Origin of the sequence: Candidatus Dorea massiliensis AP6, assembly GCF_964245105.1 — a bacterium.
Classification (GTDB): domain Bacteria; phylum Bacillota; class Clostridia; order Lachnospirales; family Lachnospiraceae; genus Laedolimicola; species Laedolimicola intestinihominis.
In genome coordinates, this window is record NZ_CAXTKW010000001.1 from 305,432 (window position 1) to 329,919 (window position 24,488).

Annotated in this window: 33 protein-coding genes; all 33 read right to left on the minus strand. The window is 45.0% G+C overall.

Annotated features, from left to right (window positions below):
• Window positions 1-9 precede the first annotated feature (9 nt).
• The 33 genes from ACESZP_RS01715 to ACESZP_RS01875 all read right to left on the minus strand — a co-directional run bounded on the left by ACESZP_RS01715 (window position 10) and on the right by ACESZP_RS01875 (window position 24,487).
• Window positions 10-2,460 (minus strand): phage tail spike protein, encoded by a 2,451-nt coding sequence (locus tag ACESZP_RS01715; protein WP_499707845.1) that lies wholly within the window; start codon window positions 2,458-2,460, stop codon window positions 10-12.
• The gene (locus ACESZP_RS01720; protein ID WP_154314732.1) at window positions 2,457-3,167 is read right to left on the minus strand and encodes a distal tail protein Dit; all 711 of its coding nucleotides are present in this window, start codon (window positions 3,165-3,167) and stop codon (window positions 2,457-2,459) included. Before ACESZP_RS01720 ends, ACESZP_RS01715 begins: the two co-directional genes overlap by 4 nt.
• Window positions 3,167-6,493 carry a phage tail tape measure protein gene (locus tag ACESZP_RS01725; RefSeq protein ID WP_499707846.1) on the minus strand — a complete coding sequence of 1,109 codons (3,327 nt, stop codon included), beginning with the start codon at window positions 6,491-6,493 and terminating at the stop codon, window positions 3,167-3,169. The genes ACESZP_RS01720 and ACESZP_RS01725 overlap by 1 nt, the downstream gene beginning before the upstream one ends.
• Before the next feature lie 84 nt (window positions 6,494-6,577).
• Complete coding sequence (locus ACESZP_RS01730) at window positions 6,578-7,033, minus strand: hypothetical protein (RefSeq protein WP_118510331.1); 456 nt, start codon at window positions 7,031-7,033, stop codon at window positions 6,578-6,580.
• An 83-nt stretch (window positions 7,034-7,116) separates the two neighbouring features.
• Window positions 7,117-7,737 carry a phage tail assembly chaperone G gene (gene gpG / locus ACESZP_RS01735; protein WP_118109511.1) on the minus strand — a complete coding sequence of 207 codons (621 nt, stop codon included), beginning with the start codon at window positions 7,735-7,737 and terminating at the stop codon, window positions 7,117-7,119.
• Window positions 7,738-7,788: 51 nt separating this feature from the next.
• On the minus strand, window positions 7,789-8,454 hold the full coding sequence (locus ACESZP_RS01740; RefSeq protein ID WP_294337477.1) for a major tail protein: 666 nt from the start codon (window positions 8,452-8,454) through the stop codon (window positions 7,789-7,791).
• Between the two features lie 3 nt (window positions 8,455-8,457).
• The gene (locus tag ACESZP_RS01745) at window positions 8,458-8,874 is read right to left on the minus strand and encodes a hypothetical protein (RefSeq protein WP_118510325.1); all 417 of its coding nucleotides are present in this window, start codon (window positions 8,872-8,874) and stop codon (window positions 8,458-8,460) included.
• A gap of 2 nt (window positions 8,875-8,876) precedes the next feature.
• On the minus strand, window positions 8,877-9,332 hold the full coding sequence (locus ACESZP_RS01750; protein ID WP_118109505.1) for an HK97-gp10 family putative phage morphogenesis protein: 456 nt from the start codon (window positions 9,330-9,332) through the stop codon (window positions 8,877-8,879).
• Window positions 9,329-9,634, minus strand: coding sequence for a phage head closure protein (locus tag ACESZP_RS01755; RefSeq protein ID WP_118510323.1), 306 nt, complete (start codon window positions 9,632-9,634; stop codon window positions 9,329-9,331). The genes ACESZP_RS01750 and ACESZP_RS01755 overlap by 4 nt, the downstream gene beginning before the upstream one ends.
• 2 nt (window positions 9,635-9,636) lie before the next feature.
• Window positions 9,637-9,954 (minus strand): head-tail connector protein, encoded by a 318-nt coding sequence (locus tag ACESZP_RS01760; protein ID WP_118109501.1) that lies wholly within the window; start codon window positions 9,952-9,954, stop codon window positions 9,637-9,639.
• Between the two features lie 22 nt (window positions 9,955-9,976).
• Window positions 9,977-11,086, minus strand: a complete 1,110-nt coding sequence (locus ACESZP_RS01765; protein ID WP_118510321.1) for a phage major capsid protein — start codon at window positions 11,084-11,086, stop codon at window positions 9,977-9,979.
• A 3-nt stretch (window positions 11,087-11,089) separates the two neighbouring features.
• On the minus strand, window positions 11,090-11,770 hold the full coding sequence (locus tag ACESZP_RS01770) for an HK97 family phage prohead protease (protein ID WP_118510319.1): 681 nt from the start codon (window positions 11,768-11,770) through the stop codon (window positions 11,090-11,092).
• On the minus strand, window positions 11,757-12,995 hold the full coding sequence (locus ACESZP_RS01775; RefSeq protein WP_499707848.1) for a phage portal protein: 1,239 nt from the start codon (window positions 12,993-12,995) through the stop codon (window positions 11,757-11,759). The genes ACESZP_RS01770 and ACESZP_RS01775 overlap by 14 nt, the downstream gene beginning before the upstream one ends.
• A gap of 194 nt (window positions 12,996-13,189) precedes the next feature.
• The gene (locus ACESZP_RS01780; RefSeq protein ID WP_118109492.1) at window positions 13,190-14,809 is read right to left on the minus strand and encodes a terminase large subunit; all 1,620 of its coding nucleotides are present in this window, start codon (window positions 14,807-14,809) and stop codon (window positions 13,190-13,192) included.
• Complete coding sequence (locus ACESZP_RS01785; protein WP_118510315.1) at window positions 14,802-15,215, minus strand: phage terminase small subunit P27 family; 414 nt, start codon at window positions 15,213-15,215, stop codon at window positions 14,802-14,804. The genes ACESZP_RS01780 and ACESZP_RS01785 overlap by 8 nt, the downstream gene beginning before the upstream one ends.
• A gap of 94 nt (window positions 15,216-15,309) precedes the next feature.
• The gene (locus ACESZP_RS01790; RefSeq protein WP_499707850.1) at window positions 15,310-15,774 is read right to left on the minus strand and encodes a DUF8602 domain-containing protein; all 465 of its coding nucleotides are present in this window, start codon (window positions 15,772-15,774) and stop codon (window positions 15,310-15,312) included.
• 243 nt (window positions 15,775-16,017) lie between these two features.
• The gene (locus tag ACESZP_RS01795; RefSeq protein WP_118510311.1) at window positions 16,018-16,362 is read right to left on the minus strand and encodes a type II toxin-antitoxin system HicB family antitoxin; all 345 of its coding nucleotides are present in this window, start codon (window positions 16,360-16,362) and stop codon (window positions 16,018-16,020) included.
• A 52-nt stretch (window positions 16,363-16,414) separates the two neighbouring features.
• Window positions 16,415-16,642 (minus strand): type II toxin-antitoxin system HicA family toxin, encoded by a 228-nt coding sequence (locus ACESZP_RS01800; protein WP_005611816.1) that lies wholly within the window; start codon window positions 16,640-16,642, stop codon window positions 16,415-16,417.
• Between the two features lie 49 nt (window positions 16,643-16,691).
• On the minus strand, window positions 16,692-17,027 hold the full coding sequence (locus ACESZP_RS01805) for a hypothetical protein (RefSeq protein WP_499707851.1): 336 nt from the start codon (window positions 17,025-17,027) through the stop codon (window positions 16,692-16,694).
• Window positions 17,027-17,305, minus strand: coding sequence for a hypothetical protein (locus ACESZP_RS01810; RefSeq protein ID WP_118702533.1), 279 nt, complete (start codon window positions 17,303-17,305; stop codon window positions 17,027-17,029). The genes ACESZP_RS01805 and ACESZP_RS01810 overlap by 1 nt, the downstream gene beginning before the upstream one ends.
• 124 nt (window positions 17,306-17,429) lie before the next feature.
• Window positions 17,430-17,693: a hypothetical protein gene (locus tag ACESZP_RS01815; RefSeq protein ID WP_499707852.1), complete on the minus strand. Its 264-nt coding sequence runs from the start codon at window positions 17,691-17,693 to the stop codon at window positions 17,430-17,432.
• A complete protein-coding gene (locus ACESZP_RS01820) occupies window positions 17,674-19,395 on the minus strand; it encodes a ParB/RepB/Spo0J family partition protein (RefSeq protein ID WP_499707853.1) in 1,722 nt (573 codons plus the stop codon). Before ACESZP_RS01820 ends, ACESZP_RS01815 begins: the two co-directional genes overlap by 20 nt.
• A 3-nt stretch (window positions 19,396-19,398) precedes the next feature.
• Window positions 19,399-20,172, minus strand: coding sequence for a ParA family protein (locus tag ACESZP_RS01825; RefSeq protein ID WP_499707854.1), 774 nt, complete (start codon window positions 20,170-20,172; stop codon window positions 19,399-19,401).
• A 15-nt stretch (window positions 20,173-20,187) separates the two neighbouring features.
• Entirely contained in the window at window positions 20,188-20,697 is a 510-nt protein-coding gene (locus ACESZP_RS01830) for a hypothetical protein (protein ID WP_499707855.1), read from the minus strand.
• A 126-nt stretch (window positions 20,698-20,823) separates the two neighbouring features.
• A complete protein-coding gene (locus ACESZP_RS01835) occupies window positions 20,824-21,333 on the minus strand; it encodes a VRR-NUC domain-containing protein (protein WP_195389818.1) in 510 nt (169 codons plus the stop codon).
• Window positions 21,323-21,484, minus strand: a complete 162-nt coding sequence (locus ACESZP_RS01840) for a hypothetical protein (RefSeq protein WP_499707856.1) — start codon at window positions 21,482-21,484, stop codon at window positions 21,323-21,325. The genes ACESZP_RS01835 and ACESZP_RS01840 overlap by 11 nt, the downstream gene beginning before the upstream one ends.
• Before the next feature lie 13 nt (window positions 21,485-21,497).
• Window positions 21,498-21,767: a hypothetical protein gene (locus ACESZP_RS01845; protein WP_118538813.1), complete on the minus strand. Its 270-nt coding sequence runs from the start codon at window positions 21,765-21,767 to the stop codon at window positions 21,498-21,500.
• The gene (locus ACESZP_RS01850) at window positions 21,760-22,092 is read right to left on the minus strand and encodes a hypothetical protein (protein WP_499707858.1); all 333 of its coding nucleotides are present in this window, start codon (window positions 22,090-22,092) and stop codon (window positions 21,760-21,762) included. The genes ACESZP_RS01845 and ACESZP_RS01850 overlap by 8 nt, the downstream gene beginning before the upstream one ends.
• Window positions 22,077-22,868: a rolling circle replication-associated protein gene (locus tag ACESZP_RS01855; RefSeq protein WP_499707859.1), complete on the minus strand. Its 792-nt coding sequence runs from the start codon at window positions 22,866-22,868 to the stop codon at window positions 22,077-22,079. The genes ACESZP_RS01850 and ACESZP_RS01855 overlap by 16 nt, the downstream gene beginning before the upstream one ends.
• A 220-nt stretch (window positions 22,869-23,088) precedes the next feature.
• Entirely contained in the window at window positions 23,089-23,730 is a 642-nt protein-coding gene (locus tag ACESZP_RS01860) for a single-stranded DNA-binding protein (protein WP_154314717.1), read from the minus strand.
• Between the two features lie 6 nt (window positions 23,731-23,736).
• Window positions 23,737-24,030, minus strand: coding sequence for a hypothetical protein (locus tag ACESZP_RS01865; protein WP_195389813.1), 294 nt, complete (start codon window positions 24,028-24,030; stop codon window positions 23,737-23,739).
• Between the two features lie 2 nt (window positions 24,031-24,032).
• Window positions 24,033-24,326 (minus strand): hypothetical protein, encoded by a 294-nt coding sequence (locus tag ACESZP_RS01870; RefSeq protein ID WP_154314715.1) that lies wholly within the window; start codon window positions 24,324-24,326, stop codon window positions 24,033-24,035.
• Window positions 24,323-24,487: a hypothetical protein gene (locus ACESZP_RS01875; RefSeq protein WP_249397695.1), complete on the minus strand. Its 165-nt coding sequence runs from the start codon at window positions 24,485-24,487 to the stop codon at window positions 24,323-24,325. Before ACESZP_RS01875 ends, ACESZP_RS01870 begins: the two co-directional genes overlap by 4 nt.
• Window position 24,488: the final 1 nt, after the last annotated feature.

The following is a 24,488-nucleotide window of genomic DNA, read 5'->3' on the forward strand; positions in this document are numbered from 1 at the left end:
GCACCGTCCTTACTCGCTCAAATAGCAATTATTTACATAAGACAAGTCTAACCAGGCTTCGCTACTTTGTCCCGCCTGTATGCTTGCATTGTCGTATAGTTCCTTAGTTAATTCGTAATAGTGTTGTGCATTTTTGCCCCCGGCTGCTGCCGTTTCCGCCGCTGTCTTGGCTTCCTGTGCCTTCGTACTGGCTGTCCCCGCTGCTGTTTCTGCTTTCCCCTTGGCTGTTTCCGCCGCTGTTCGGGCTGTGGTGGCTGCCTGTGCCTGTTTTGCCGCCGTCCCGGCTGCCGTCTCTGCTTTTCCTTGGGCTGTGGCGGCTGCTGCCTTAGCGTTCTCTGCCGCTCCCCTGGCTGTCTCGGCTTTTCCCTTGGCTGTTTCTGCCGCCGTTCGGGCTGTGGTGGCTGCCTGGGCTTCCTGGGCTGCCGTCCCCGCTGCCGCTTCCGCTTTTCCCTGGGCTGTTTCCGCTGCCGTCCTGGCTGTGGTAGCTTTACCTTCGGCTGTTTCTGCTTTCCCCTGGGCTGTCTCTGCTGCCGTCTTTGCGCTGGCTGCTGCCTGTGCCTGTTTTGCCGCCGTACTAGCTGCCGTCTCGGCTTTTCCCTGGGCTGTGGCGGCTGCCGCCTTAGCGTTCTCCGCCGCTGTCTGGGCTGTTTCCGCCGCTCCCCTGGCTGTTTCTGCTTTCCCCTTGGCTGTTTCCGCCGCTGTTCGGGCTGTGGTGGCTGCCTGGGCTTCCTGGCTGGCTGTCCCCGCTGCCGCTTCCGCTTTTCCCTGGGCTGTTTCTGCTGCCGTCTTTGCGCTGGCTGCTGCCTGTGCCTGTTTTGTTGCCGTACTGGCTGCCGTCTCTGCCTTTCCCTGGGCTGTGGCGGCTGCTGTCTTTGCTGCGGTAGCTACCTGGGCTTCCTGGCTGGCTGTCCCCGCTGCTGTTTCTGCTTTCCCCTTGGCTGTTTCTGCTGCCGCCTGGGCGTTGGCTGCTGCCTGGGCTTCTTTAGCTGCCGCGTCTGCATGTTCTCCCGCTGCCGTTGCCTGTGTTGTTGCTACTCCGGCTGCTCCCTGGGCTTCCTTCGCCTTACTTTCCGCCTGGGCTGCATATTCTCCGGCTGCTGTCTTTTCCTTTTCGCTTCCGGTCTTTGCCGCTTCTGCTGCCGCCGCGTATTCCTTAGCCGCTGTCGCCTGGGCTGCCGCTAAAGATACCTGGTTACTTGCCGCTTCCGCCGCTGCCTGGGCTTCCTGTGCCTTCGTACTGGCTGTCCCCGCTGCTGTTTCTGCTTTCCCCTGGGCTGTTTCCGCTGCCGTCTTGGCGCTGGTTGCTTCTTTCGCCGCCTTTTCCGCTACTTCCTTCGCTGCTAAAGCCTGGCTATTTGCCCCTTCTATAGAAGCCGTCGCCCGCTGTATGCTGCTACTTGTCTTATCAAAATAGTTTTCTAAGAAGTTCCCTAACTCTACTTCCTCGTTTTCTTTTGTTATACAATTCCATTTGATACGGATACAGCGCGCTTTTACCTCTATCTTTATTCCTTTGTGTCTACAGGTTATCGTATCGCCTACTTCTACGCTTTCCAGTTGCTTATACTCCGCATACTCTACCGTATTTGCCAATTCCACCATATTAACTGTGTAATTAACCGTAGGGTCGTCGATTCCTTTTTTATATTCCTCGTTACAGGCTTTTACAAGCGCTGCCCTTAATGCTGTTAAATTAGCGTAGCCCGTTTCCCCTTCGCTACAATCTTCCTGTAGCTTAATATCGTCAAAGTTTATTACAGCGCCTTTTACCTCTGCATAGCTTCCTATTTTGGGGCTGTCTACCCACGGTTTCGCCCCTTCCAGGACATACCCGTTATAAGCTACTGGAATAATTCTTGTTACTACGTCTTCGTCGCTTACGCTTTCTTCTATCGCTTCCAGATTATGCCCGAACTCTGCTCTTACGCCTTTGTCGCTTCCAATCTGTCGCATAATATATACGTCGTAATTATCGTACAGCCGTTCCCCGCCCCAGCGGTTTATAAAGCTGTTTTCGTCGTCGCCCGCTATTGCTTCTACTATGTTCTTCCGTACATAATAAGCCGTATTCGCTGTCGTTATATCACTGTGGGGTGTAAACTTCGTCCCGCTAAATATAATATCAAGCGCCTGTTGTCCGTTTTTGTTTGTTGGGCGTACATCAACCAGGTAGTTTCCTAAGTTGTCGTAGTATATATGCCTTGCGTATACTGTTACTTCGTCGTCGCTCTTTTCTCTTTTGTAGATTCTGAATAGCTGTTTATCTGAATATGGCGTAGGTGCTGCTATAACATTATCATTAACCAGGTATTCCCAGCGCCCCAGGTTGTCGTATTCGTGGGTTAGTTCTATCTGGCAGATTCCGTCTAACCCCCATTCAAAGATACATTCTAAGGGCGTAAGCGTTATATCTCCGTTCTTCTGGTAATTTGTATTAGTACTTCTATATACTTCTATCATAATTCCCGCCAGTTAGGGACTAACACCACCTTAAAGCCCTCTGTGTATTTAAAATTATTATCCCCTTCCTGTAAGTAAAGCCCTTCGTACTTCCCGGTAAGTGCCGCGTTGCTAATCTCATTCGCTGCGTTGTAGCATATTTCTAACTTCGTATCTATGTTTAGCTGCTCTGTCACTTCTGCCGTTACCTGGTTTCCGTTTACTTCTAAGGTTATTTCTCCATTGCCGTATATCTTATATACTGGCTGTGATTTCATGTAGGGGTTATACAGGTATTCCCCTATTTCTTTTTCGTCCTGTCCGTCTACCCGATACATATAACTTTCACAAGTGAAAACAATTTCAAATTTCCCCTTGCGCTTCGCCGTTCTTTCCGTATCACTCATTACCGCCTTTTTGACTTTATAGTAATACTCCGGGTCGTCGCTAAGTATCAGCCTGTTATCTTTCCCGCTGTACAGCCACTTTTTTACTTTTCGTAAGTCCTGCGCCCATACGTCCGGTGTCTTCGATACAAAGTTAAAGCTTATCGGTATTTCTATATCTTTGTACGTCTTCTTATCCCTGTGTAACTCCCCGTCGCGTCCTTCCACCTTAATAGTGTCGTACTCCCGTTCCGGTACAGGGATAGTAGGGCGGCTTATTACGCTTAACCCTACGTCCTTGCATGATTCGCCATTATAGAAAATGTGGAATGTTGCCCGCATTATGCCGCCCCTTTCGTCTTATCCTTATCGTTCTGGTCTTTTGTGATTCCCTTAACTACTTCTTTCTTCACTTCCTTAGCAATTACTTTTTTGTCTAAGGTCGTTGTATTTGTGGTATATACAATAACTGTAATATCCCTATCCTTTGCAATTTGCTTTGTGCTTACCTCTCCGCCGATAGTAGAAATTTTAGCCGTATTCTTTACCGCCGTTACCGGGTTAACCTCTGCCGCTACCTTTGTTGTCATGCCCTGTAATTCTTCTTTCAAGTCACTCTGTAGCGTTGGCATTTCTGCCGTAATACCTACCCCGATACCTTGCGGTATCATCTTACCTACTAAATCCCTAAACAGTCTTGACGGCGAATGAATACCTAAAGCGTCCTTTGCTCCGTCTAATAAGCTTTTTGCCAGGCTCTTAACCTTTCCGGTCAGCCAGTCCCAACCGCTGCTTATTCCGTTCCATATTCCCGAAACAATATTACTTCCTATCTCCGCCATTTTGCCAGGCAAGCTACTTACACCGTTTACCACAGCGTTATACAGCCCCTTAGCTGCTTCCGTTCCTTTTGCCGCTAACTGTGTTCCCCAGTTTACGACTTGCTGTACAGCGCCTACAATAGCGTTCCAGACCTTACCCGGCATTTGCGACAATGTAGTAATTGTCTGATTCAGTAAGTTTGTTGCTGCTGTTACCGCCCGGCTTCTCATTTGTTCGCCCCAGGTCGTTACTTGCTGTACCGCACTTATGATAGCGTTCCAGATTTTACCCGGTAACTGCTGCATGAAGCTAACCACATTTGCTATAAGCTGGGTCGTTTTTGTTACCGCCTGGGTCTTCATATTCTCGCCCCAGGTCGCTACCTTCTGTACCGCGCTTATAATAGCGTTCCAGATTTTGTCCGGTAACTGCTGCATGAATATTACGACACTGTTTACAAATTCCGGTATTTTCGTCGTAGCCCAGGTGTATAAATCAATTCCGAATTTTATAATATACCCCAGACAAAAACCGATAACATAAGCGATTTTGTTAGGCAGTTCTGAAAAGAACGTAACCACATTTGTTACAAGCTGGGTTATTCCTTCTTCTGCTGCCGTTCTAAGTCCTAACGCCCACTCGCGTATAGCGTCTACAGTACTTATAATAGCGTTCCAGATTTTGCTAGGAAGCTGCTGTAGGAATGTAACCACGCCATTAAAGGCGGCTTCGATTTTTGCTACAATATTCGCCAGAAATTCGATTACCTTTGCGAAAGAATCCGGCAGCGTCTGGGTGAAAAATTTCACGATTGCCGTTACCACAACTTCAATAGCATTTTTTATTTTTCCCCACACATTCGCGATAGCTGCCCTTGCGTCTTCGTTCGTAGCAATAAAGGTAACAATAGCAGCCACAAGCCCGGCTACCAGCGTCACAATTAAAATAATCGGGTTAGCGTTCATAGCTGCGTTCATAGCCCATTGTGCTATAGTAGCGCCTTCGTTTGCCAGTTTGAACGCCTGGAACGCTGATACTACACCCTGGATAAGCGAAGCCACTTTAAACGCTGCGAACCCCGCACCGATTCCGGCTAATACGCTTACTATCGCGTCGCCGTTATCTGCAATCCAGCCCAGCCCTTCCAGAAGTGTAGGCAGAACAGCCGCCACTATTTCGCTTGCTTTTTCTACCATATTTCCGAAGCCTGTAGCTATCTTCTCTAATGCTCCGCTTAAGCTGCCGTCCGTTAAGTCGGTCTGTAGCTGCCCGATAACTTCCGTTATATTTTCTACCGCGTTCGTAAGTGGTGTTTTGAATTTCTCATAAGCTGCGATTCCTAAGCCTTCTAGCCCACTTTTCAGTATCGTAACTTTTCCCTGTAAATTGTCGTTCATTGTAGCCGCCATATCTGCCGCTGCACCGTCACAGTCTGAAATATAGCCGCTTAACTCGTCGAAGCGCTCCCCGCTGTTTGCCAGCAAAGCGTTTACGCTCTTAAGGTCTACTTTATTGAAGATACTATTAAGTACTTCTGTCTGTTCTCCCTGGGTCATTGTTCCCAGGATTCCGTTAAGGTCGTTAAAGGTTTCATTTAACGGGCGCATGTTCCCGTTTGCGTCGAATACCTGTAAGCCCAGCGCTTCCATTTGCTTTTTAGCTTTATCTGTAGGCGCTGTAAGGCTTAGAATTACATTTCGTAACGCTGTTCCGCCTTCTGCTCCCTTTACGCCGTTATCTGCGAAAATACCTAATACGGTATTCATTTCGACCACGCCGCCCGCCAGGTTCTTAGCAGTTCCGCCTACCGTTAGAATCGCTTCGCCTAACTGCTGTACGTTTGTATTACTTTTCTGCGAAGTCTTCGCCATTTTGTCAACGAAGCTTTCCGTAGTCCCGGCTGCGTCCCCTAGTGCGCTCATGCTATCCGTAACCATATCGGAAGCTGTCGCTAAATCCATTCCCCCGGCTGCTGCAAGGTTAAGGACTGTCGGTAACGTCTCTATGGACTTGTCCGCGTCATATCCGGCAAGCGCCATATAGTTAAGTGCTTCTGCTGCCTGTGTTGCCGAAAACTGCGTAGTTGCTCCCGCTTCCTTCGCCGCTTTCTGCAATTTGTCAAATTCTTCGCTTCCGGCTGCTATTTCCTCTGTCGTGATTCCCATAGTAGCCGCTACCTGGCTCATTCCGCTTTCAAAATCCGAACCTACGCCAACTGCTGCCGTCGCAAGTGTCTTTAAGCCATTAGCCAGGGCTTTAACGCCATTTATGATAGCGCTGGATATTAAATTAGCTTTTATAATATCGCCCAGGCTTACCGTTTTCTTCCCGGTTTCGTCCATGTTGTTTCCGGCTGCTGTTATTTCCTTTCCGAAAACCGTCCATTTCTTACCTGTGCTGTTTAATTCTTCTTCGGTTCGTTTTAATTCTGTTTGTTGGTCTGCTAAGGCTACCCGCGATTCATTGACTTTAATAGTATTTTTTGCTATCGCGTCTTCCTGTTTCTTAACTGCGTTTTCAGCCTTTGCATGTGCTTCTTTCGTTTCGTCTAGCTGTGCCTTTAATTTTTTACTTTCTTCGCTGTCTTTACCTGTCTCCTTAACGCTTTCCTTGTATGCTGCGGTAAGTTCCGCTACCTTCTCTTTTAACTTCTGCTCTGTTGCCTGTAATTCTGTAAGCTTCTGCTTCTGTGCCGTAAGATTTGTCTGTTGAAGCTTAATAGCGTCCGTCTGTAGCTTTATCTTAGCCGTTAACTCCGTCTGTTTAGCCTTAAGTAAATCGGTCTGGCTGCCTAACGCCTTCGCCTGTGCCGCTTCTACTTTGTATTCGCTGGTTACAAGCTTCATTTGCGTAAGCATTGACTTCATTTGACTGGTAAACTCGCTTGTATTAGCCCCTATTCGTAGACTAGCACCAGCCATTTATATAACTTACTCCTTCGCTTGCGTTTCTCTGTCATATTCGACTTGAAATACAACGTAGTCTAAAAGGTCGCTTAAGTCCGATTCCAAACAGTCCTTATAACTGTTTCGCATATTCTTAATACATATCTGTAAAATATTATCCAGGGCGTTTCTGTACGTTTCCCATATTTCTTCCTGGGAATGTTCCTCGATATAACCATTTTCCCGGTCGTATTCGTCGAAGGCGCTACCCTGGTCTTCTACTTGCTGGCTGCCGTTCAAAATGTCGCTTATGTTCCGTATTTTTTCATTTACGGAAGCGTCCACGATTTCGGCTACCGCCTTAAATGTACTAATAACTTCTGCTACGTCCAGTTGTTCTATTTCTTCTTCCTCTATCCTGTCATTAAACACTACTCTGATAACAGCAGAATACAGGTATAATAAGTCGTTTTCGTCTTCGGTTTTGCTTATCAACTCCATAAGCTGTATGTACCGCCTGTAAGCGTATGTCGTGATACTGTAGAAATGCTTAAGTTTCCCGCCGCATTTGATACAGGTATCAATTAAACTTGTGAACTCAAATTTTTTTTTGCGTCTTTCGCCTGTTCTGCCAAACGCTTAATAATGTTCGCATTGATAAGCGCAAAGTTAAAAATAATCTGTGATACGTCCGCAAGTTCCGCGTTTGCTTCCTCAAAAGTAAACTGATTATCATAGATTTCTACAATCGCTTTTACCATGCGGTCTAAGTCGTCGTCTGTGTATGTCTGCTTTTCCGGTGTTACCAGGTCGTCGTATACTTCCCTAAACGCCCGGTATTTCTTTCGCCCGATTTTTCCGCTTTCGTACTCTTTACCGCCTACGGTAATAATATTTGTCTTTAAGGTCTTTGCGGTTTCCTCTGCCTGGATGTTGGTATTATTCATAATTTCCGCGTTGATAAGTGAGAAATTAAGAATAATGCTGCTGATTTCGTCTAAGCCGTCGTCTGCTTCCTCAAAAGTGAACTGATTCCCAAACACCAGTACAATAGCTTCTATCATGCTATCTAAGTCGTCGTCGCTAAAGGTCTGCGCTTCCTTCTCTTTTCCTAACAGGATTTCGTATACTTCCGCAAATTTCCTATATTTTTCTCTTGTGATTTTTCCGCTTTCGTATTCCTTACCGTTTAAGCTGATTTTCATAATATAACCCTTTCTGTAAAGGGTGTCAGATTCTGACACCCTCTCATTTTATTAGTGTCCTGTTTCGCTTGCTGCTTTCGGTACTTCCTTATACTCCTGGACTTCGCTAAACCATGCAGCGATAGCTTCTTTTGCCGTCGTGTGTTCTTCCAGTAAGTTACTTTCGTCCACGATAAGGGCGTAAAGCTTCTTTTTTTCTCCCTCTATAGTATCTTCTTTCTTTCTGGCGTAGAAAGTGAAGGTAATCTTAATTGTTTGGGCTGTCTTTTTGTCCTTAACCGTTTCGTATGTAACGTCCGGGTGTTCCGCTTTTCCGCAATAGTACCAGCTAAATTCATACTTGCCGTTCCCCTGTTTTGCCCGGAAGCCTAACGCTACTTCTTTTGCCTTATCCCCTTCCGCTTTTGCCAGGAAGCCGTATTTATAAAGAGTATCAAACAGTAACGCATAGTCTCCCGGCGTTAATCTGTTTACCTCTAATTCAATTTCTGTTTTTTCGTATGTCTCTACGGTGTCTTCTACCTCGTCGTCGCTGTAGGTATACTCGACGCTAAAGGTATCTTTTACCGTTGCGGCGATAGCCTTAGCAAGTCTTACGGGTACGTCCGCTGCGTATACGTCTTCGTCGTTCGTTGTGACTGCTGCTACGCAAATGTCCTTTAAGCCTACCAGGCGGCTTCTGGTAATGGTTTCTGTATTTTCCTTTACTGTTGCCATGTTTTAATTTTCTCCTTCCACATTCATAGAAAAGTAAAAGCGCGCTGCTTTATGGTAGATTCCTGTTTCTACTTCGTACTGGTCGTTTCCGGTAAAATAGGTAAAGCCCGCCTTTTTCAGCAGCTTCTTAACCTTCTTTTTCAGCTTAAAGCAGTCTTCTTTACTCCATATATCAACCTGTATGTAATATTCTTCGTTTTCGTTTGTATCTTCGCTAAAATCTATATCTTCGTCACTCATAAAGTAAAATGTTATGTGTGTATCGTTTATATTCTGGTTATACCAGCCTTCTTCCGTGTGTACCCCTGTTATCCCTATCACTTCCGCTATAAATGCGGTTAAGTCCAGGTCTTCACTGTTGGGGTATTCCGCCAGAACTCTATTAAGCTGTTCTTTTTCTTCTTCGCTCAAAAGTGCCATGCTTATTCCCCCAGCTTTTCCTTTAATGTCTTTTCGTATTCTTCTTCTGCAATTTCCTTTAGCGCCTGGTATGTCGGTCTTGCTGCGTCCAACATAAAATGTTTAGGCTTGTGCATGGTCGTACCCCATTCATGGAATTTCATATAAAAGAACGGGGAAGTATCGCCCCTGTCCCATCCCACCAGTTCGCCGTAATTCCCGCTTTGCGTCGTTCCCTTCTTCGGTACATTGTCCGCCGCGTGCTGTCCGGTTCTGCTGCCTTTTCTGCCGGATTTCATAGGGTTACTGCTGTATGCTTTCTTCCGTATCTGTCCTTCCGCTTCCTGTAAGCCGATTTCGCCAGCCCGTTTTATGATTTTCTTGTTTAGTGCCTTTAGTTCTGATTCCGTAGAAAGTCTTTCTATTTCCTTCTGCATTTCATTCAGTCCTAAAAACTCCATTGAAATATCAAAACTCATACTATTTCCTGTGCCTTTATCACGATTTTCCTACGGTTATACTTTCCGTAGTCTGCCGCGATAATGTTAAACACCCTTTCGCCCCATTTAACCCGGTATTCCTTTGTATTTAAGGCTTCCAGTTTTAAACAAAACCTGGTTTCAAAATTCACTACGTTTTCTAATTTTGCTTCCAGGGCGCTATATAACTCTTTTCCGTACAGGCTCTTTACATCACACCAGCACTTATGATAGTCTTCCCATGTTTCCACTGGTCTTCCTTTTTCTACTGTCTTTTTACGTTTTTGAATTACTAAATACATAATCACGCCCCCACATTCGCCAGCTTGTCTAATATGGTTTTTGTGATATTATCGGTTTTTGTGTTGCTTCCTACCGTAGTAGAACGCACTTCGTACATATCGCTTACGATTTTCTTTAGAAGAAGGGCGGCGATTCTCCGCCCTTTTTCGTATTCTTCGTCGCTTTCGTAGTTCGCCTTATCCTTATACCCAGTGCCTACGCAACTATCTATATAAGCTTCGGCTGTCAAAATAAGCCCGCTTATTTCCTCGTCGTCTTCGTCGTAGCTTACCCTTAAATAGTTCTTCGCCTGTTCAAGCGTTAATAATTCTGCTGCCATTTCCTACCCCTTCCGGGACGCATTAGGCAGCCGGGGTAAATTCTACCTTGAAGTCTGCCCTGTCGTCCAACTTCTCACAGTCAAAGCGTTCCTGTACCTTAAGTGCTGTTTCGTCAGATTCAAAGAATACAGACTTATCTGTAGACACTGTGTAGCCCTTTCTTTCAAAGAACTTAACCAGCGCATACAGGTTAACCACATAAAATACTACCTTTCCGGTCGCGCTTGCTGTTACCGCTTCGTCGCTCAAAGTGATAAGCTGGCGGTTCTGGAAGTAGTCTTTACCGTTTACGGTCTTTACTAAATCCAGGTTTCTACCGTTCTTATCTTCCTGGGACTGCAAATATACATAACCTGTAAGGTTTGTGATAACTACAGTCTTTGCGCGAAGTGTCGGTAATACGCCGTCGATTACCTTTTTAACCCCGCGCCAGTCTGTCACGCCTGTAGACTTGTCTGTAGCGTTGTCCTCGACAATCTGTAAGATTTCGTCGTTTTCACTGTTAACGCCAGCTTCCGCAAAATCCGGCTTAATAACATCCTGGATGATATTAACAGCTTCGTCTTCCTGTAAGTCGTTGGCAATCGGAACTAACGCGCCGTAGTTCTCGATATTGTAGCTAATATCCTGTGTGTTAGCGGCTTCCCCTGTCAACTTAGTACCAGATTTATACTTAGTAAGCTTCTTGCCGCCAATCTTTGCAAACGGCATTTTTCCATGATTGGAAGTAGCGCGTACAATGTGGCAATGTTCCTTAAGGCTGGGGAAGCCCTCACGCAATACCTGGATGTCATTAACGAACTGCTCCGGCAGAATCGCGGCGTTGTTGTCAATGGTTACGGCTGCTCTTTCCTCGTCCGTAAGTGCTTCTTTTCCCTTAAGCGCAAATTTAACTGCTACTCTCAACTCGCTTACTGCGGAAGCTGTACGCTTTTCTTCCTTCTTGCGCTTCTGTCCTCTTAATTCCTCTTTTTCCTCGTCGTCTTCTGCTTCTCTTACAGCAAGCAAGCGCTGTAATCTTCTTTTTTCCTCTAACGCCGCTTCTGCCTTATCCGCGTCGCGGCTTTCCAGGTAGCCGTTAATCTCCTCTGTTTTCTTTCCGATTAACTCTCTGATTTCCTGTACTGTCATTTCTTAAAACTCCTTTTCGTTTTCTTCCCTAAGCTGCATAAGCCGGGCTTCCATTTTTAATTTTTCTAATCTCTTTTCTTCTTTCGCTTCTTCTTTTACCTTCTCAAAGCTTCTACAGCTAATTTCTGAACTGTCATAAGCCGGGAAGGTGCAAGGGCTTACTTCCAGCAGCGCCGCCTTTACTACGCTTCTTTTGTAAATTTCTTCGCCTTCATGTACTACTTTGCTCCACCTGTCTTCCTGGCAGATAAAGCCGAAGCTGCTACCGTCTACATCCCCGCGCTGTACGCTCTCTTTTACGTCATTTCCCCAGGTATTGTTAGGTAAATCAATATCATACGCTAACCCTGTAGTATCTGCCGTATTGAAGCGTAACGTATCGGTTTTTGTGCTTCCTAACGGTCTGCTTGTGTCGTGATTCCATAAGGCTTTTATCTCTTTCCCCGCTTCTTTACAGCTATTTAAGCTTTCGTCGAAGCAGCCCGCCGCGATTTCCTCTAAATATTTGTCGCCCCAGCGGTCTACTATCAAAACAGGGGTATTGTATTTAACTGCATATCCGCCGATTGTCCGGCTGTCTTCTCCCTCTGCTGCCGCTCTTACTTCCAGGGCGATTCCCTGGCACTTCCGGCAGTAATTACGAATTTCCGGGCTTTCTCCTTCCGTTCCTCTATTCGTTGGCATTGCTCCCGCTCCCTTCTTCTTTTTTGCCTATGTCTTTTAGCTTCAAAACTCCGGCATTTACTATTAGTTCGTCCCCGTCCGGCAGCTTTTGGCGCTGTAGTTCTAGCCTGGCTTCGTTCGGGGTGTAGATTCCGTTAGAAACATAAGCACAAAGTATTTTCTGCTGTGTTTCTGCCGAAGTCCTCAAAATCACGTTCGTATTAAAACGTGCTTTGTAGCCCTTGTCCCGTTTCTCTTTTGTTAATGCGCTCCATGTAGTTTCCTGTTCTATGGATTCAAACAGTATTAACAGTGTGTCAATTAAAAAGCTTAATTGCTGCTGTTCCAGGGAATTATTATTAGCGTCCTTAAGGTCGTTAAGCTGGTGCATTTTGATACCAAAAAGCGCCGCTATCTGGCTTATAGACATTCTTCTAATCTGTTCGTACTGCGCGTCCGCCAGTGACAAATTGATAGGCTGCACACTAAAGCCCGCCGGGACTGTAAAAATACGTTTTCCTTTGCTGTAAAGCCGCCCGAATTTCTCTTGTGTCTTCCTTAACTCTTTTTCGTCCTTAATGTCAGACGTAAGCTGTACTACCAGCTTATTAGTAAGCCCGTTATCGTACAGCGTATTAAGGTAATTCTGCGCCTTTATCTGCCCTTCTATCGTGCCTTTCACAATTTCCCTAATCGGTTTTGTGTTGATTCCGTCCATTGTAAAGCCCTTGAATATAAGCAAGTCTTCATAAAAGCCGGATTCTGTAAGACTGCTGCCTACAATCCTGTAATCTACTAAAACCTTGTGCCTAAGCTTCGATTTTAATAGCCCCGCGTCGTCTACCGTGATTCCTTCCACTGTACACGGGTACAGCGCTTCTATTTCTCCGTTTTTTCCGTACTGCTTCGCAATCGCGCTAATACCTTCATGCTGCCTGGTGGCTTCTACTGCCTTCCACATGTCAATAGCTGTCATGTAGGGGTTAGGGCGAAGGCTTAACAGTTCGTTTAGTCTTTCTTCTGTTGCCCTTCTTATTCCGTTTTCTGTGTCTTGCACCAGGTAAAGCGGCGTTTTTGCTACCGCTTCCGATAACTGCTTAATGCAAGTAAAGTACGTTGCTTCCCTCATGGCTGCCGCTGGCTGCTCTGAATCTATCCCGAATACCTTTAGGAATAGCTTTTCTTCATCCGTAAGCGTTATGCTATCGGTCGTTTCTTCCCTCTTTTCCAAAAAATCTAAAAACATTACTTCTTACCACTCCTAACCAGCATAACCGCCGCTACCAGCATTTCGCCGCTTAGTAGATATAACCCCGCGTGTTTGCTTATGTCATACGTTACCGCAAAACCAATAACCAGGGCTGCCACTAATAGCGCGTCTGCGACTATTAACCTTTTATTTTTTATCTGTTTTATTCTCTTAAGCATTTTCTACCTTCTTTACATAGCGTCCAGGTATTCAACCGGGTTATAATGTTCAATACCGTTTTCTTCGATACACAATAACAAGCCCATAAGCATAGCTATAATGCCGTCTATCTTAAATTTCGATTTCTTCTTGCTGTACTTCACGCCTAACATTTCGTCGTAAACCGCTATACAGTTCTTAGCCATGAACCGGAAACACTCATTTTCTGCTATGATGATTCTTTCATCTACTAACAGGTTTTCAAAATCATTTATAACCTGTGTCATGGTCTTCGTTCCCTGTCCTAACGGTATTACTTCCCAGCGGTCTTCCAGCCTGTTAATAATCGTCTGGCTTCCCCACTGGTCGAAGCCTATTTGTTCTATCCTGTACGTTTCGTCCAGTTCCGTAGCATGGTCTAAAAACCTATCGAAGTTTATATATTTCCCGTCAAGCGCTATTAAATCGCCTTTCTTTATCCAGTATTCATAAGGGTTATTATCCTTATGCTGTCTGTATGCTACGGTTTCTTTCGGTGTGTACAGATACGGAACGACTATAAAGCGCCCCGTAGTTTCTTCATAGAATACCAGGACAAAGCCCGTAATATCGTTCTTGCTGGATAAATCCAGCCCGCCCCAGCACTTCCAGCCTTTTAAGTCTTCTGTATCTACCTTTTTCGTGCATGTGTCCCATAAATCCATATTGATAGCGCCTTTTTCATGGTCTAATGCTACATGCTGGTTTAGGAACATTCTTCTAAACATGTTTTCCTGTAGTGGCATTAGCCTAATGCGCTTTGCATAGTTCGCCAGGTCTTCCAGTTTCCTAAATACTCCTAATGCCGGGTTTGATTTATACCACTGGGCTTCGTCCTCTACGTTACAGTCTTTGTCCGCTTCGTATATCCGATAATAAAAGCTAGGGTCGTTTACCTCTCCGGCTTCTATCTTTTTCGCCATTGTGTAAAGCTGCATTTCCGGGTTTGCTGGGTCTTCCCCGCTGGAAGCTGTCGTAATTGTCATTATTAACGGTTCATCCCATGCACCTTGTCCGGTTCTAAGCTTTCCGTACATTTCGTCGTTTTTTGCCTGGTGTATCTCGTCCAGGACTGCCACATAGTCGTTAAAACTGTCCGCATTATCCGCGTCAGAAGACAGTACCATAAGCTTATTACCGTTGTCCTTCCGTACAATGGTTTTTGTACTGCTCGTTATCTTGCAGTACCGCCTTAAGGTCTTATTTGTCTTTATGAAATGTTCTACAGTTGCGTATAATTCCCCCGCCTGTTTCGTCGTATTTGCTGTTAAAATAAAAAGCGCGCCGAAGATATGCCGCTGACAGAAGAACAAATACACTACAATGATTGCCGCTAAGAATGATTTACCATTTTTTCGCGGTATGTTTATATGTGCTTCTCTATGTTTGCGCTTGCCGTCGCTTCTTCTCTTTACACAAAGAATTTCGGTTATAATCTCAAACTGAAATTCTAGTAATTCAAATTGTCGGCTTGCGCCCCTGTCATTAGTCAACTTCGACACGAACTTAAATACTTTCGTTGCTTCTTCAACGTCGTAATAATATTCTTCGTTGTCCCACTTCTTTTGTAACTTTTCCAACCAGGAAGCTAATAGCAGTTCCTTTTTAATCATGCGCTACCATTCCGTCTAATTCCGGGTCTATGCCGCTCTCCGAAGCGTTCCCGGCTTCCTTCATCCGCTGCCGCGCCGCCGGGGTTAACCCCAATTCCTTAGCCCATGCCCTTAATTCTGTTTGCGCTTTGTTTGCTATGCTTACTTCTGGTCGTTGCTGCTCGTAGCCGTTGTCCCCAACAAGCATACTGTAGCCCTTTTCGTCTATAATCTGTTCGCACCGCTGCCACTTTGCATAATTGATACAATAGGCTTCCAGTGCCTTTAAGTCTTTGTCTGTAAAATCTTTTCCTTCTTCCGCTAAAATCTTGGCTACTCTGCGCCATTCCTTTTTAGCGGTATTATTTAACCACTTCGGGCATGGTTTAGGCTTATTTTTTTCTTTTTCATTTTCTTCTTTTGCCATGCTTCCACCTCATGCACTCCCCCCTATAGTAAAAATTGCCGTTTTTTTTCAAGCAAAGTTGAACTCGGGACTTTTATTTTATGTTTTTAAATTTTTATATCCCCCCTGTCAGAACGAACTCCCTATAGAACTGTTCTGACATTTCGTATAAAATCTTTTGCATTTTCTTCTTTGCCTTATAGCTGCGGTCATACTCCTTGTGTATGCGCCTATGGTTCGCTTCGCTTAGTCCTATCACGTTCGCCGCGTCCAGTCTTCTAGCCCAGGCTTCCGTTATCTCTTGTATGTGGTGGTAGTTCTCCGCGTCTATAATTCTTCCAGTCGTATAGTATTCGTAAATGTCTATGCCTAGCTGTGCTGCTGCCTGGGCGGCTCTGAACTGCTCCCAGGCTTTGCTATTATAAAACTGCTGCCGCCTGGCTTCCTGTTCGTCCCTCATGCGGCGCTGCTTATATTCTCTGTACTTCTTCCTGTCCGTTTCCCTGTGCTTATCACAGTACTTAACCCCGGCTTCTACTACCTTGTGACAGCCTGGATAACTGCATAACTTCTTTATCATGTGCCGCCCTTCTTTCGGTTAGCGCTGCCCTGGATTTCATGCAGCGCCGGAGGTTTAGGACAAACAAAAAAGAAGAACCAGACAAAGGGGTCGTTACCTCTGTCTAATTCTTCTTGTGTTTGTTCCTTAATATTACCATAAAGTTTTTATAGTTTCAACCGCTTTTATTTGATTTACCCATATACTTTTAATAGTTTTAGGGTAGGAAAAAGGCTACCAGCCGTAGCCGATAGCCTATATATGTTACAGTGCCAACTTATATAATACCAACTGATTAAGGCTTACGCCTTCTTCCTCTGCCTGGATTGCTAACCGCTGGTGTAATGATTTCGGAAGTCGTACATTAAACTTCCCGCTATAGTTCTCTGTTCTTTCCGGCAGCGGGATAGGTAAGTTATTTTCTAACTTAACCTCTAAATATCCTTCCATAGCTTCGTTAAGATTTTCGTACAATTCTTCCAACGTATCGCCTGTACTCTGGCAGCCGTCCAGTTCTAAGATTTTCCCGTAAAAATAATGCCCGCTTTCGTCGTTCATTTCCTTTACGATTCTTGTATACGGCAGTTCCATATAATCCTTTACTTCCATTATGTCCTACTCCTTTCTATTGCTCTTTTATATTATATCCAGGTTAGGGGATTTACTCCCCTATCCTGTTAAGTATGTCTACTATGTACGCCTTCTTTAATGGGCTTTCCTGTTTGATTGTGGTAAGGTCGCCTGTCTCTTTGTTCAAGTACTGTTTGTGGCTTCCTTTCTGTCTTACTCCTTCGTAGCCGTAAGCCCTTAGTACTTTGTCAGCTTCTTCGGGGCGTATGCCGTTCGGCTGTCTTTTCATTTTTTCAATTATCTTTTCTACGCTTGGCACTTGGTTTATCTCCTTTCTGATATTATAGTACCATATTTAGTACTATAAGTCAATTCTTTTTTGCATGTTTTTTATACTTTCTTCTGGTACAAAGTCCATGCAATCGCCGCCAGTTATTAGACTTGTCCGTATTTGCTGCTGCCAACTGCTGCCGCTTCCGGCTTCGTTCTAATTGTTTCTTTCTTTCTCTTATGGACTGCTGCCGTAGGCGTTTCTTTGCCTGTTCGCTCCCCATAGCTTCCGCCATTCTTTTATAAAACTCTGAAAAACTGTTTACAATCTGCCTTCCCGCTTCCTGTATTGCTTTCGCTATGCGTCCGAACGCTTCTACTACTGCGTTCCATTCTTCCGGCGTTCCCTTCCATTCTTTCGGTACTTCTGTCATTACTTCCCCTTTCCTTCTATCACTGTAAGGTTTATCGGCTCTATCATATCTTCCAGCAGTACATAATATGGTTTTTTGTTTCCTGGCGCTGCCTTCAGATTCACATAGGGGAAGTGTACGAAGTACGCCAGTATTTCCATATCCGGGATATTCCGAACTTCTTTAACCGTTCCAATCTTCCCCAGGATATGCTTAATATGCTTCTGCTTAACGCCCACTTCCTTAAGCCTGGCTTCTGTGCATGTTACCCGTACTTTCTGTCCTTTTCTTATCTCCATTTCCTTTTACCCCTTTATGTGTTATTACATATCCGCTATCTGTTTCTATCGCTTCTTTGCTGCATAGAAACGGCTTATTCTGTAAATCGTCTACTATTTTCTTGACATCCTTTATATCCATTTTTTAAATCCAGCTTTCTACTACGTTTTTATGGTCTTCCTTGCTTCTCGCAAAAGGCAGCATAGCCGGGAAGTGCTTTGTAATATCTTCCCGGATTTCCTCTACGGTATTCCTGGTTATAATAATATTCGTCGGCGCTGTCCCTTCAAATAACCGGGCTACGCATTTGTCCGGGTAATCATCCGGGCGATTGAATACGCATATAATAGGCTGCTTTAATTCGCTTGTGTTTACATCTGCAAAGCTTTTAACTTCTGTTGTTTTCATTCTCTCCGCCCTTTCTTGCCGCCAGTTCACAGTTAATAACGATTTCCTGTAAATTGTAAAAATCGTCTTCACTTATGTATTCCCTTAAATTGAATAAATCCGCTGTAAGAATTGCTGTAGCTTCCGGTATGTCTACCGCTTCGTCGTCTGCTGCCGCCTGGTCTTCATCTGCTCCCGTTTCCGGTTCATTTATTGCACCCGCAAGCCCTTGTTTTTCCTGGCTTTGCGGTTCTTTCGTAGTGTCAGATTCTGACACCTTTTTAGACGTTTTCTTAATTGTGTTTTTCAGTGTTTCCACTACTCCAAAATATCCGGCTTCTAGCATAGCTTCCATCAGCTCCATTAAATCATAGTCCCTAAGATAGTCTGTATACTGCCTATCGTCTCTTTCCAGGTGGAAGCCCAGATTATCGAAGTACACCGTATAGCCTTCGCCTTCATGTTTGAAGCTAAAGCTTGTCTTCCCCGGTGCATACTTGCCGTCTTCGTAGCAAAGCTTCTTTCTGTAGTTCTCAATGATATTTAACAGGGCGTTAATTCCTCTGCTGCCTTTGTAGGATTCTATGAAGTCCTTACTAAACGCCCCGGAATGAAGGATAGCGGTAATATAGCAGCTATACGGAAGCCCTCTGGGCGTATAATCTGGATTCAATACGCCGCCAATTTTAAAATGTGCTGTATCGGTCTTTATACTACGCCCGCCTGTTACTTCCGGGTAGTCGTCTAAATCCTGCTGCATATCTACTTGTTTTTCCGGTTCTTTATCCGATACCGGGTACAACTCATTAACCAACTGCACAAAACGCGTCCAGGTTATTTCCTCTGCCCTGTCAAGCCTTACGCCCCTTATACTACAATCATAATCTACGCCGCCGCTATTTCCGCCCGCGTGGCTTCTTCCCAGGTGTTCTATACATGCTTCCTTAAGCTTGCTTCTGTCCCCGTCGTACCGCTTCGCGTGTGCTTCGTAGAATTTCTTTACGGCTGCTGGTGTCGGCTCTTTTTTCTTCTTTTCTTCCTCGACCATTTTCTTAACTTCGCCGCTCAACATTTCCCCGGATTCTATTACTTCCTTCTGCTTTTCCTCTGGCAGCCTGGAAGTTTCGTAAGCCGTGGTAAAATTCATTTTTCCATTCTTAAAGGCTTCTTTTCCTTCCTCGCACAAATTATTAGTAATACTTTCCATTTGTGCCGCTTTTCCGGTCGATACGCCTACAGCGCTTGCTATGTAATCGCGCATTTTGCCTTCTATCTGTACTTCCCCGGATTCCTTCGCCGTTATCAGATACTTCTTAAACTCCGCTACGCCTTCCGTTAACTCCCAATCGCTTAAGCGTCTGCTAAAGATATTCGCGCTATGCAGCGTAAGCATAAACATAGCTTCGGACATTTCCTTTATTTTGCAGTCAATCAGCTTAAAGCTGTCGTGTCCGCGCTCGATATTAAGGACTGCTGCCGCCGTTCTCCTATGCCCTACTATAATTCTGTCCTGTCCCGCTACCCGTCCTACTATAACTTCCTGTAGCTGCCCCACCAGTAACATATTGTCCGCCAGTTCCTCTATATCTTCCTGGGCGTACTTATTATGCTCGCTTGGAATCAGTGTGCGCGGGTCTAGCTTTATCTTCCGGTATTCCTCTGTAAATATAATGCCCTGTCGGCTGTTCTGGTTCAGTCTGTCGCCTACTCCTAATCTACCCATTATTTACCCTTCCTTTCTTGTTAATCTTATATATTCTGCTGCCAGGCTCTTATAGTCCCTTGTCGCCGCGCTCCTGGGTGTTGTCTCTATAAGGCTCTTTCGCTTCTCATACGTCCAGTCTACAACCTTCTTACTGTAGCGAATATGTGTATTAAAGGTGCTGTACTCGCTTTTCCGTAAGGCTTCTTCGCCCTTCACTACGCTTATGTCGTTCGTGAACATAGTAACCAGGCATTTAACCAGGGATAAGCCGGGGTTATACGGTCTAATTTCCTCTATAACCTCTGTCAGTTCTTCCATTCCGTCTAAGGCGTTCTTATCTGCCTTAATCGGTATAATAACGTCGTCTGCTGCTGCCAGGGCGTTAAGTACATTGATTCCGACACCAGGCGGGCAGTCAATTAAACAATAGTCGTACTGTTCTTCCACCTGGTCTAATACATCCTTCAATCTTACAATCTGGTTCGCTTCCTGGTCTAACATAAGGTCTACTGCTGCCGCGTCCATATTCATATTAGCCGGGATAATGTCAAGCCCTACGCGTCCGCTGCTGCGTATTACGTCTTCTGCCATTGTATCGGTATCGCGTAAGACGTTTTCCATGCTCTTATAATCATAGCTATGTACCCCGAAGAACTTACTTACGTTCGCCTGTATATCGTTATCCACCAGCAAAACCCGGTATTTATATACTGTTGCCATAATTAAAGCCAGGTTTATAGCTGTTGTGCTTTTTCCTACTCCGCCTTTTAAGTTAACTACTGCTGCTGTTCTCATACGCTTACCCCTTCCTTATTTCTCTATTGCAGTTCTGATAATCCCTATTAGTTCTGTCTTCGTTACCTTTTCCCAATTTTCATGTTCTTCCAATTTACTTCGTAACCAAGCGCTACAATCTTCTTTTTCTTTCATTCTTTGTTTTTCTTTTCGTAAGCTATCTTCTGCCATGTCCGCCGCTGTGATTAACGTATTTCTTTCTTTTCGCAATTTCTCAATCTGGTCGTTTAATCTGTCTATCTCTCTTTCCTTTTCTCTTACCTCTTTTTTTGCTTCTGCTTCCCTTTTTTTATATTCGTCCGCTTCTATTATTGCTATTTCTCGTTTTTTTCTATTTTGCGTTTCTGTTTCTCTTTCCCGTTCTGTAATATCTTTAATTTGTGCTTTTAATTTTCTGTTTTCTTCCAGAATATCTACTAAATGCGCTTTTACGCTATCCACGCTTATATATTCGCGTAATAGATTTTCTTCCGGTTGCTGCACTATTTCCGTACATTCTTCTTTTCTTTTTAAAAAATCAAACATTCCTAAACCGTCCTTTCTGCGGCAGCAGTCTTAACAAATGCTGCCGCTGCTGCATTGTTTACAGTTACCTTCGTGATATACTTTTTTCCTTGCCTTCGACCAAAGAAGTAGGCGCTTTATCTTTTGTTACTCTTTTCTTCCTAAGCAGCCCATATTATCGCAAGCCCTACAATCCGTCCCGCAAAATCCTATAAACCGCTTTGTATTTACCCGGTCTGTTAGCTTCGCCTTCTCTGCCGGGTATGTGTCACTTTTAATATCCAGGCTTTCTAATGCTCCGTCCAGATACGCCTTAATAACCTCTATAGCTGCGTCCGAACCATACGCTATAATAGCCCTTCCGCCGATTCTGTTAATAGTGTCAATAAAAATAAGCTGTTCTTCTGTTGCTTTATTGCTTCCTACCTTCAATTCGACATACAGGTTATTATAGCCTCCTGCTGCATACGGTAAGCATATATCGCTTACCCCTGGCTTCATGCCCTGGCGCTTTAGGTCTGCCCCAGCCCTTACGCTTCTCTTTCCTTCGTTGGCTGCATGATACATAGCCTTAAGTACCGGTGTCTGTGACTGCTCCCAGCGTGCCCAATCGAAAACGGCGGCTTGTGCCTGGGCTTCGCTTTCTCTACGCTCCATACTCTAATACCCTTTCCGCTGCTCCCTGGGCTGCCTTGGCGGCTGCTTCTGCTGCCGTTTCCAGTTCAACGCTTAAGCATTTCCCTTTTGCACTTAATATAATTGCCTTCTTCATGCAGCCGTTATCACTGTAATTTCTACAGGTTTTCATACCACACACTACGTTAGTACTGCTCATTGTCCTTATCCTTTCCCGTTATTTTCTCTGCCAGCATTAAGACATACAGCGGAAGAACCAAAAACCACACCGTACTAATTATCCATGCCGTTAACGAAGCCTTCCCGAACAGCTCCGGCGTTTCCATTGGTTCGTAGTACCCTTCTTCTTCGTCGTTCTTACGCACCGCCCACATGATTAGCGGTACAGATATAACGGCACATACGCAAAAGCCCACTAGGTACACCGTAACGGCGATAAGTAACACCTTATTCATGGGCTTTTCCCTGGTCTTCCCCGGCTGCTGCCGTCTCTGCCTTAAGCTGCTGCTTTGCCTTCCCTGGTGTCTCTGCTATGTACTGCCCTACCGCCTTCGTGATTTCTTCCACTGCTAAGGCTGTTACTGCTCCGTCGGCTTCGTATTTCTTTAATACCGTATCTAAAGCCTGTCCCGCTAAGGCGATACCATTTACTAAGCCTTCTTCGTAGCCGTTGTCGTAGCTTCGGTCTGTTACCCTAGATAAGTACCCGTCTAACTCCTGGCGGCTCATTCTCTTAATGCGTCTTGCTGTCTCCCTGTCGATTCCTAAAGTTTTTCCCATTCTAATTCCGTTTCCTTCCATGTCTGATTGATTCTTACGAACGTATAAGTAAAGAACGTGTAGCCTGTCTTTTCGTGTATACCTTCCCTAACGCTATCGCCGTCCAGGTAATACGATTTTTCCAGCTTCTTAGGCAGCCTGGCTATTTTGTTGTACCAGCCTTTGTCCTTTATCGGTTCTTTTCTTAAGATTGTCGGTTTTCTTAGGTTCTTAGAACTATTCCAGCGTTTCCCCTGTAAAGCGTTCGGGTCTTTTAACATGCCGTCGCTTTGCTTTATCAGATACGACGCTAACTTAGCGTAGTTCCCGGAATCATCCAGGGGGTTAAAGTGTGTCCGCCCTCTGCCTTTCCAGGCTTTTGTTATTGCCCGCTGGCTTACTTCGTCTGGTGTATTTATAACTAAGTGATGATGTAGCGCCCCCTTCTTGCCGATTTCCATAACGTGTATGTACTTGAATACCAGCCCCAGGGATTTATACAGCTTCCGCATTTCCTGTAAGAAGTCGTCCGCGTCTGCTCTCATTGCCTTCCTTCCGGCTGGACGTTCACTAAGCTTATAATCTAATACTAAATGCGTGTCCCCTTCCTGGAAGTTCTCGTTTATCAATCTCCTTAGTTTTTTCTCTGCTGCTCTTTTGTTTACTTCTCTCTGTTCATCTGTTGTAAGCTGCTTCCTCTTTCCCCGCTTCACTCCCTTCTTGTTAAATCTGCTGCTATAATACTTTGATACCTCTATGGTATTTCCAGCCTTCACTACCTCTATGATGTACGGCATATACTAACCCACCCTATCGTTAATACTTTTATCAAGCCATAAAAGGGGCGGAAACCCCTTGAAAAATAAGCTTTTTCGTTGACTTCCGCCGTACATTTTGGTATACTTATTTATGTGAGTAAGTACAACATGTACGGCAAAGCCGCTAGATTATTTCCCGATAGTCTAGCGGCTGTTTTATTGTCTTTTTTGGCTTTCTTCGGGTGTGTGTATTCTGCCGTTAAGCAGTTTCTTTTTTCTTCTGTAATTCGTACTGGTTTACTGACAGTTCGTAGCACGTTCTAGGCTCTTTTCCCCTGTCCCCTAAGTCTTTTATATACTCGCGGCTCTGTAAGCGCCCTACGGCTTCGATACAGTCCCCTACATGCAGTTTTTCCGTTGCCCTGGTGGCTGTGCCGTTCCACATGATAGACGGGATATAATCGCTTAACTGGCTTCCGTCCTCTCTGTGTACCGCTAATAACAGGTCTGCAATCAGCAGCCCGCGCGGTGTCTCTCTAATTGGTACTTCTTTGCACAGGAAACCCGTAATAACTACCTGGTTCGTGATTCCCTTGTAATCGTCGTCTTCCTGGATAGAAAACGCCCTTACGGAAATATCCAGCTTGTCCTTAATGTTCCTGGTTCTGATTTCTCCGGTAATAAGAAGCTGCGCGCCTACTACTTCCCCTTTTTCGTCAATGTCTGCCAGGGCGTTATATGCTGCCGTGTCTTCCTCTACCACAATGGGTAAAATGTCAATAATTCCGCTTTCCCTCTGTACCGCAAGGTTAAACTTGTAGTACTCTGTTCCTTTTTTGTCTATGCTTGCCTGTTGCGGGTAGTCCAGGACTTCCCCATACAGTGATATAAAATTGTTCATGCTCTCCTACTCCTTTTCCTTCTCTTTCCAGTAATATTCCCTGGTTTCTCCGGTGTCGTCCTTAATGGTAATCGTTCCCCATGCGTCGCCCTTCCCGGTAATCGTCGCTTCCTTCTTTACTGCTGCCGCCTGGGCTTCTTTTGCCTTTATGCTGCTTTCCGCCAGTGTTGCCACTGTGAACAGAATAAGGGCTACTATTGCTACAACTGCTGCTATACGCTTATTATCTCTACGGTTTGCTCCCAGACATCCCAAAAGAGAACATACGGTAATTGCTGCTAAGAAAATCTTTAAAAACATCTTTAGTACTCCTTCCACTTTTCTCTAAATTTTGCCAGGCGCTTATTAAAAGCTTCCTGGTTCTGCTCCCGCTTTGGTTGCTCCGGTTTCGGTGTTCCCGGTCGCTTCCTAAGTTCCGGTCGCTCCGCTGCCGTAAGCACTATCGTATTGTTTGTGTAAAAATCTACTAAGTGCTGCTGCCCGCATACCTCACAGGTGTTAACTACATTGTCTTTCAGATTCAGCAAGCGGCTGTTGCACTTAAGGCAGTTCCGCGCCTTCTTATTCCCCTTGCTGGCAATTCTCTTTAATATCAACTTTTCTTCGTCCCTTCTTCTGTGTCTCTTTTTGCTAATACCATTTTGGTGGCGATATAAAGCGCCTTCTGTGTTACTTCGTCCAGTCCTTCAAGAAGTAAGTTAGCTTCTTCGGCTCTTGCCTTTTTGTGTTCCATGTTCTCAACCGCTGCCGCTGTCATA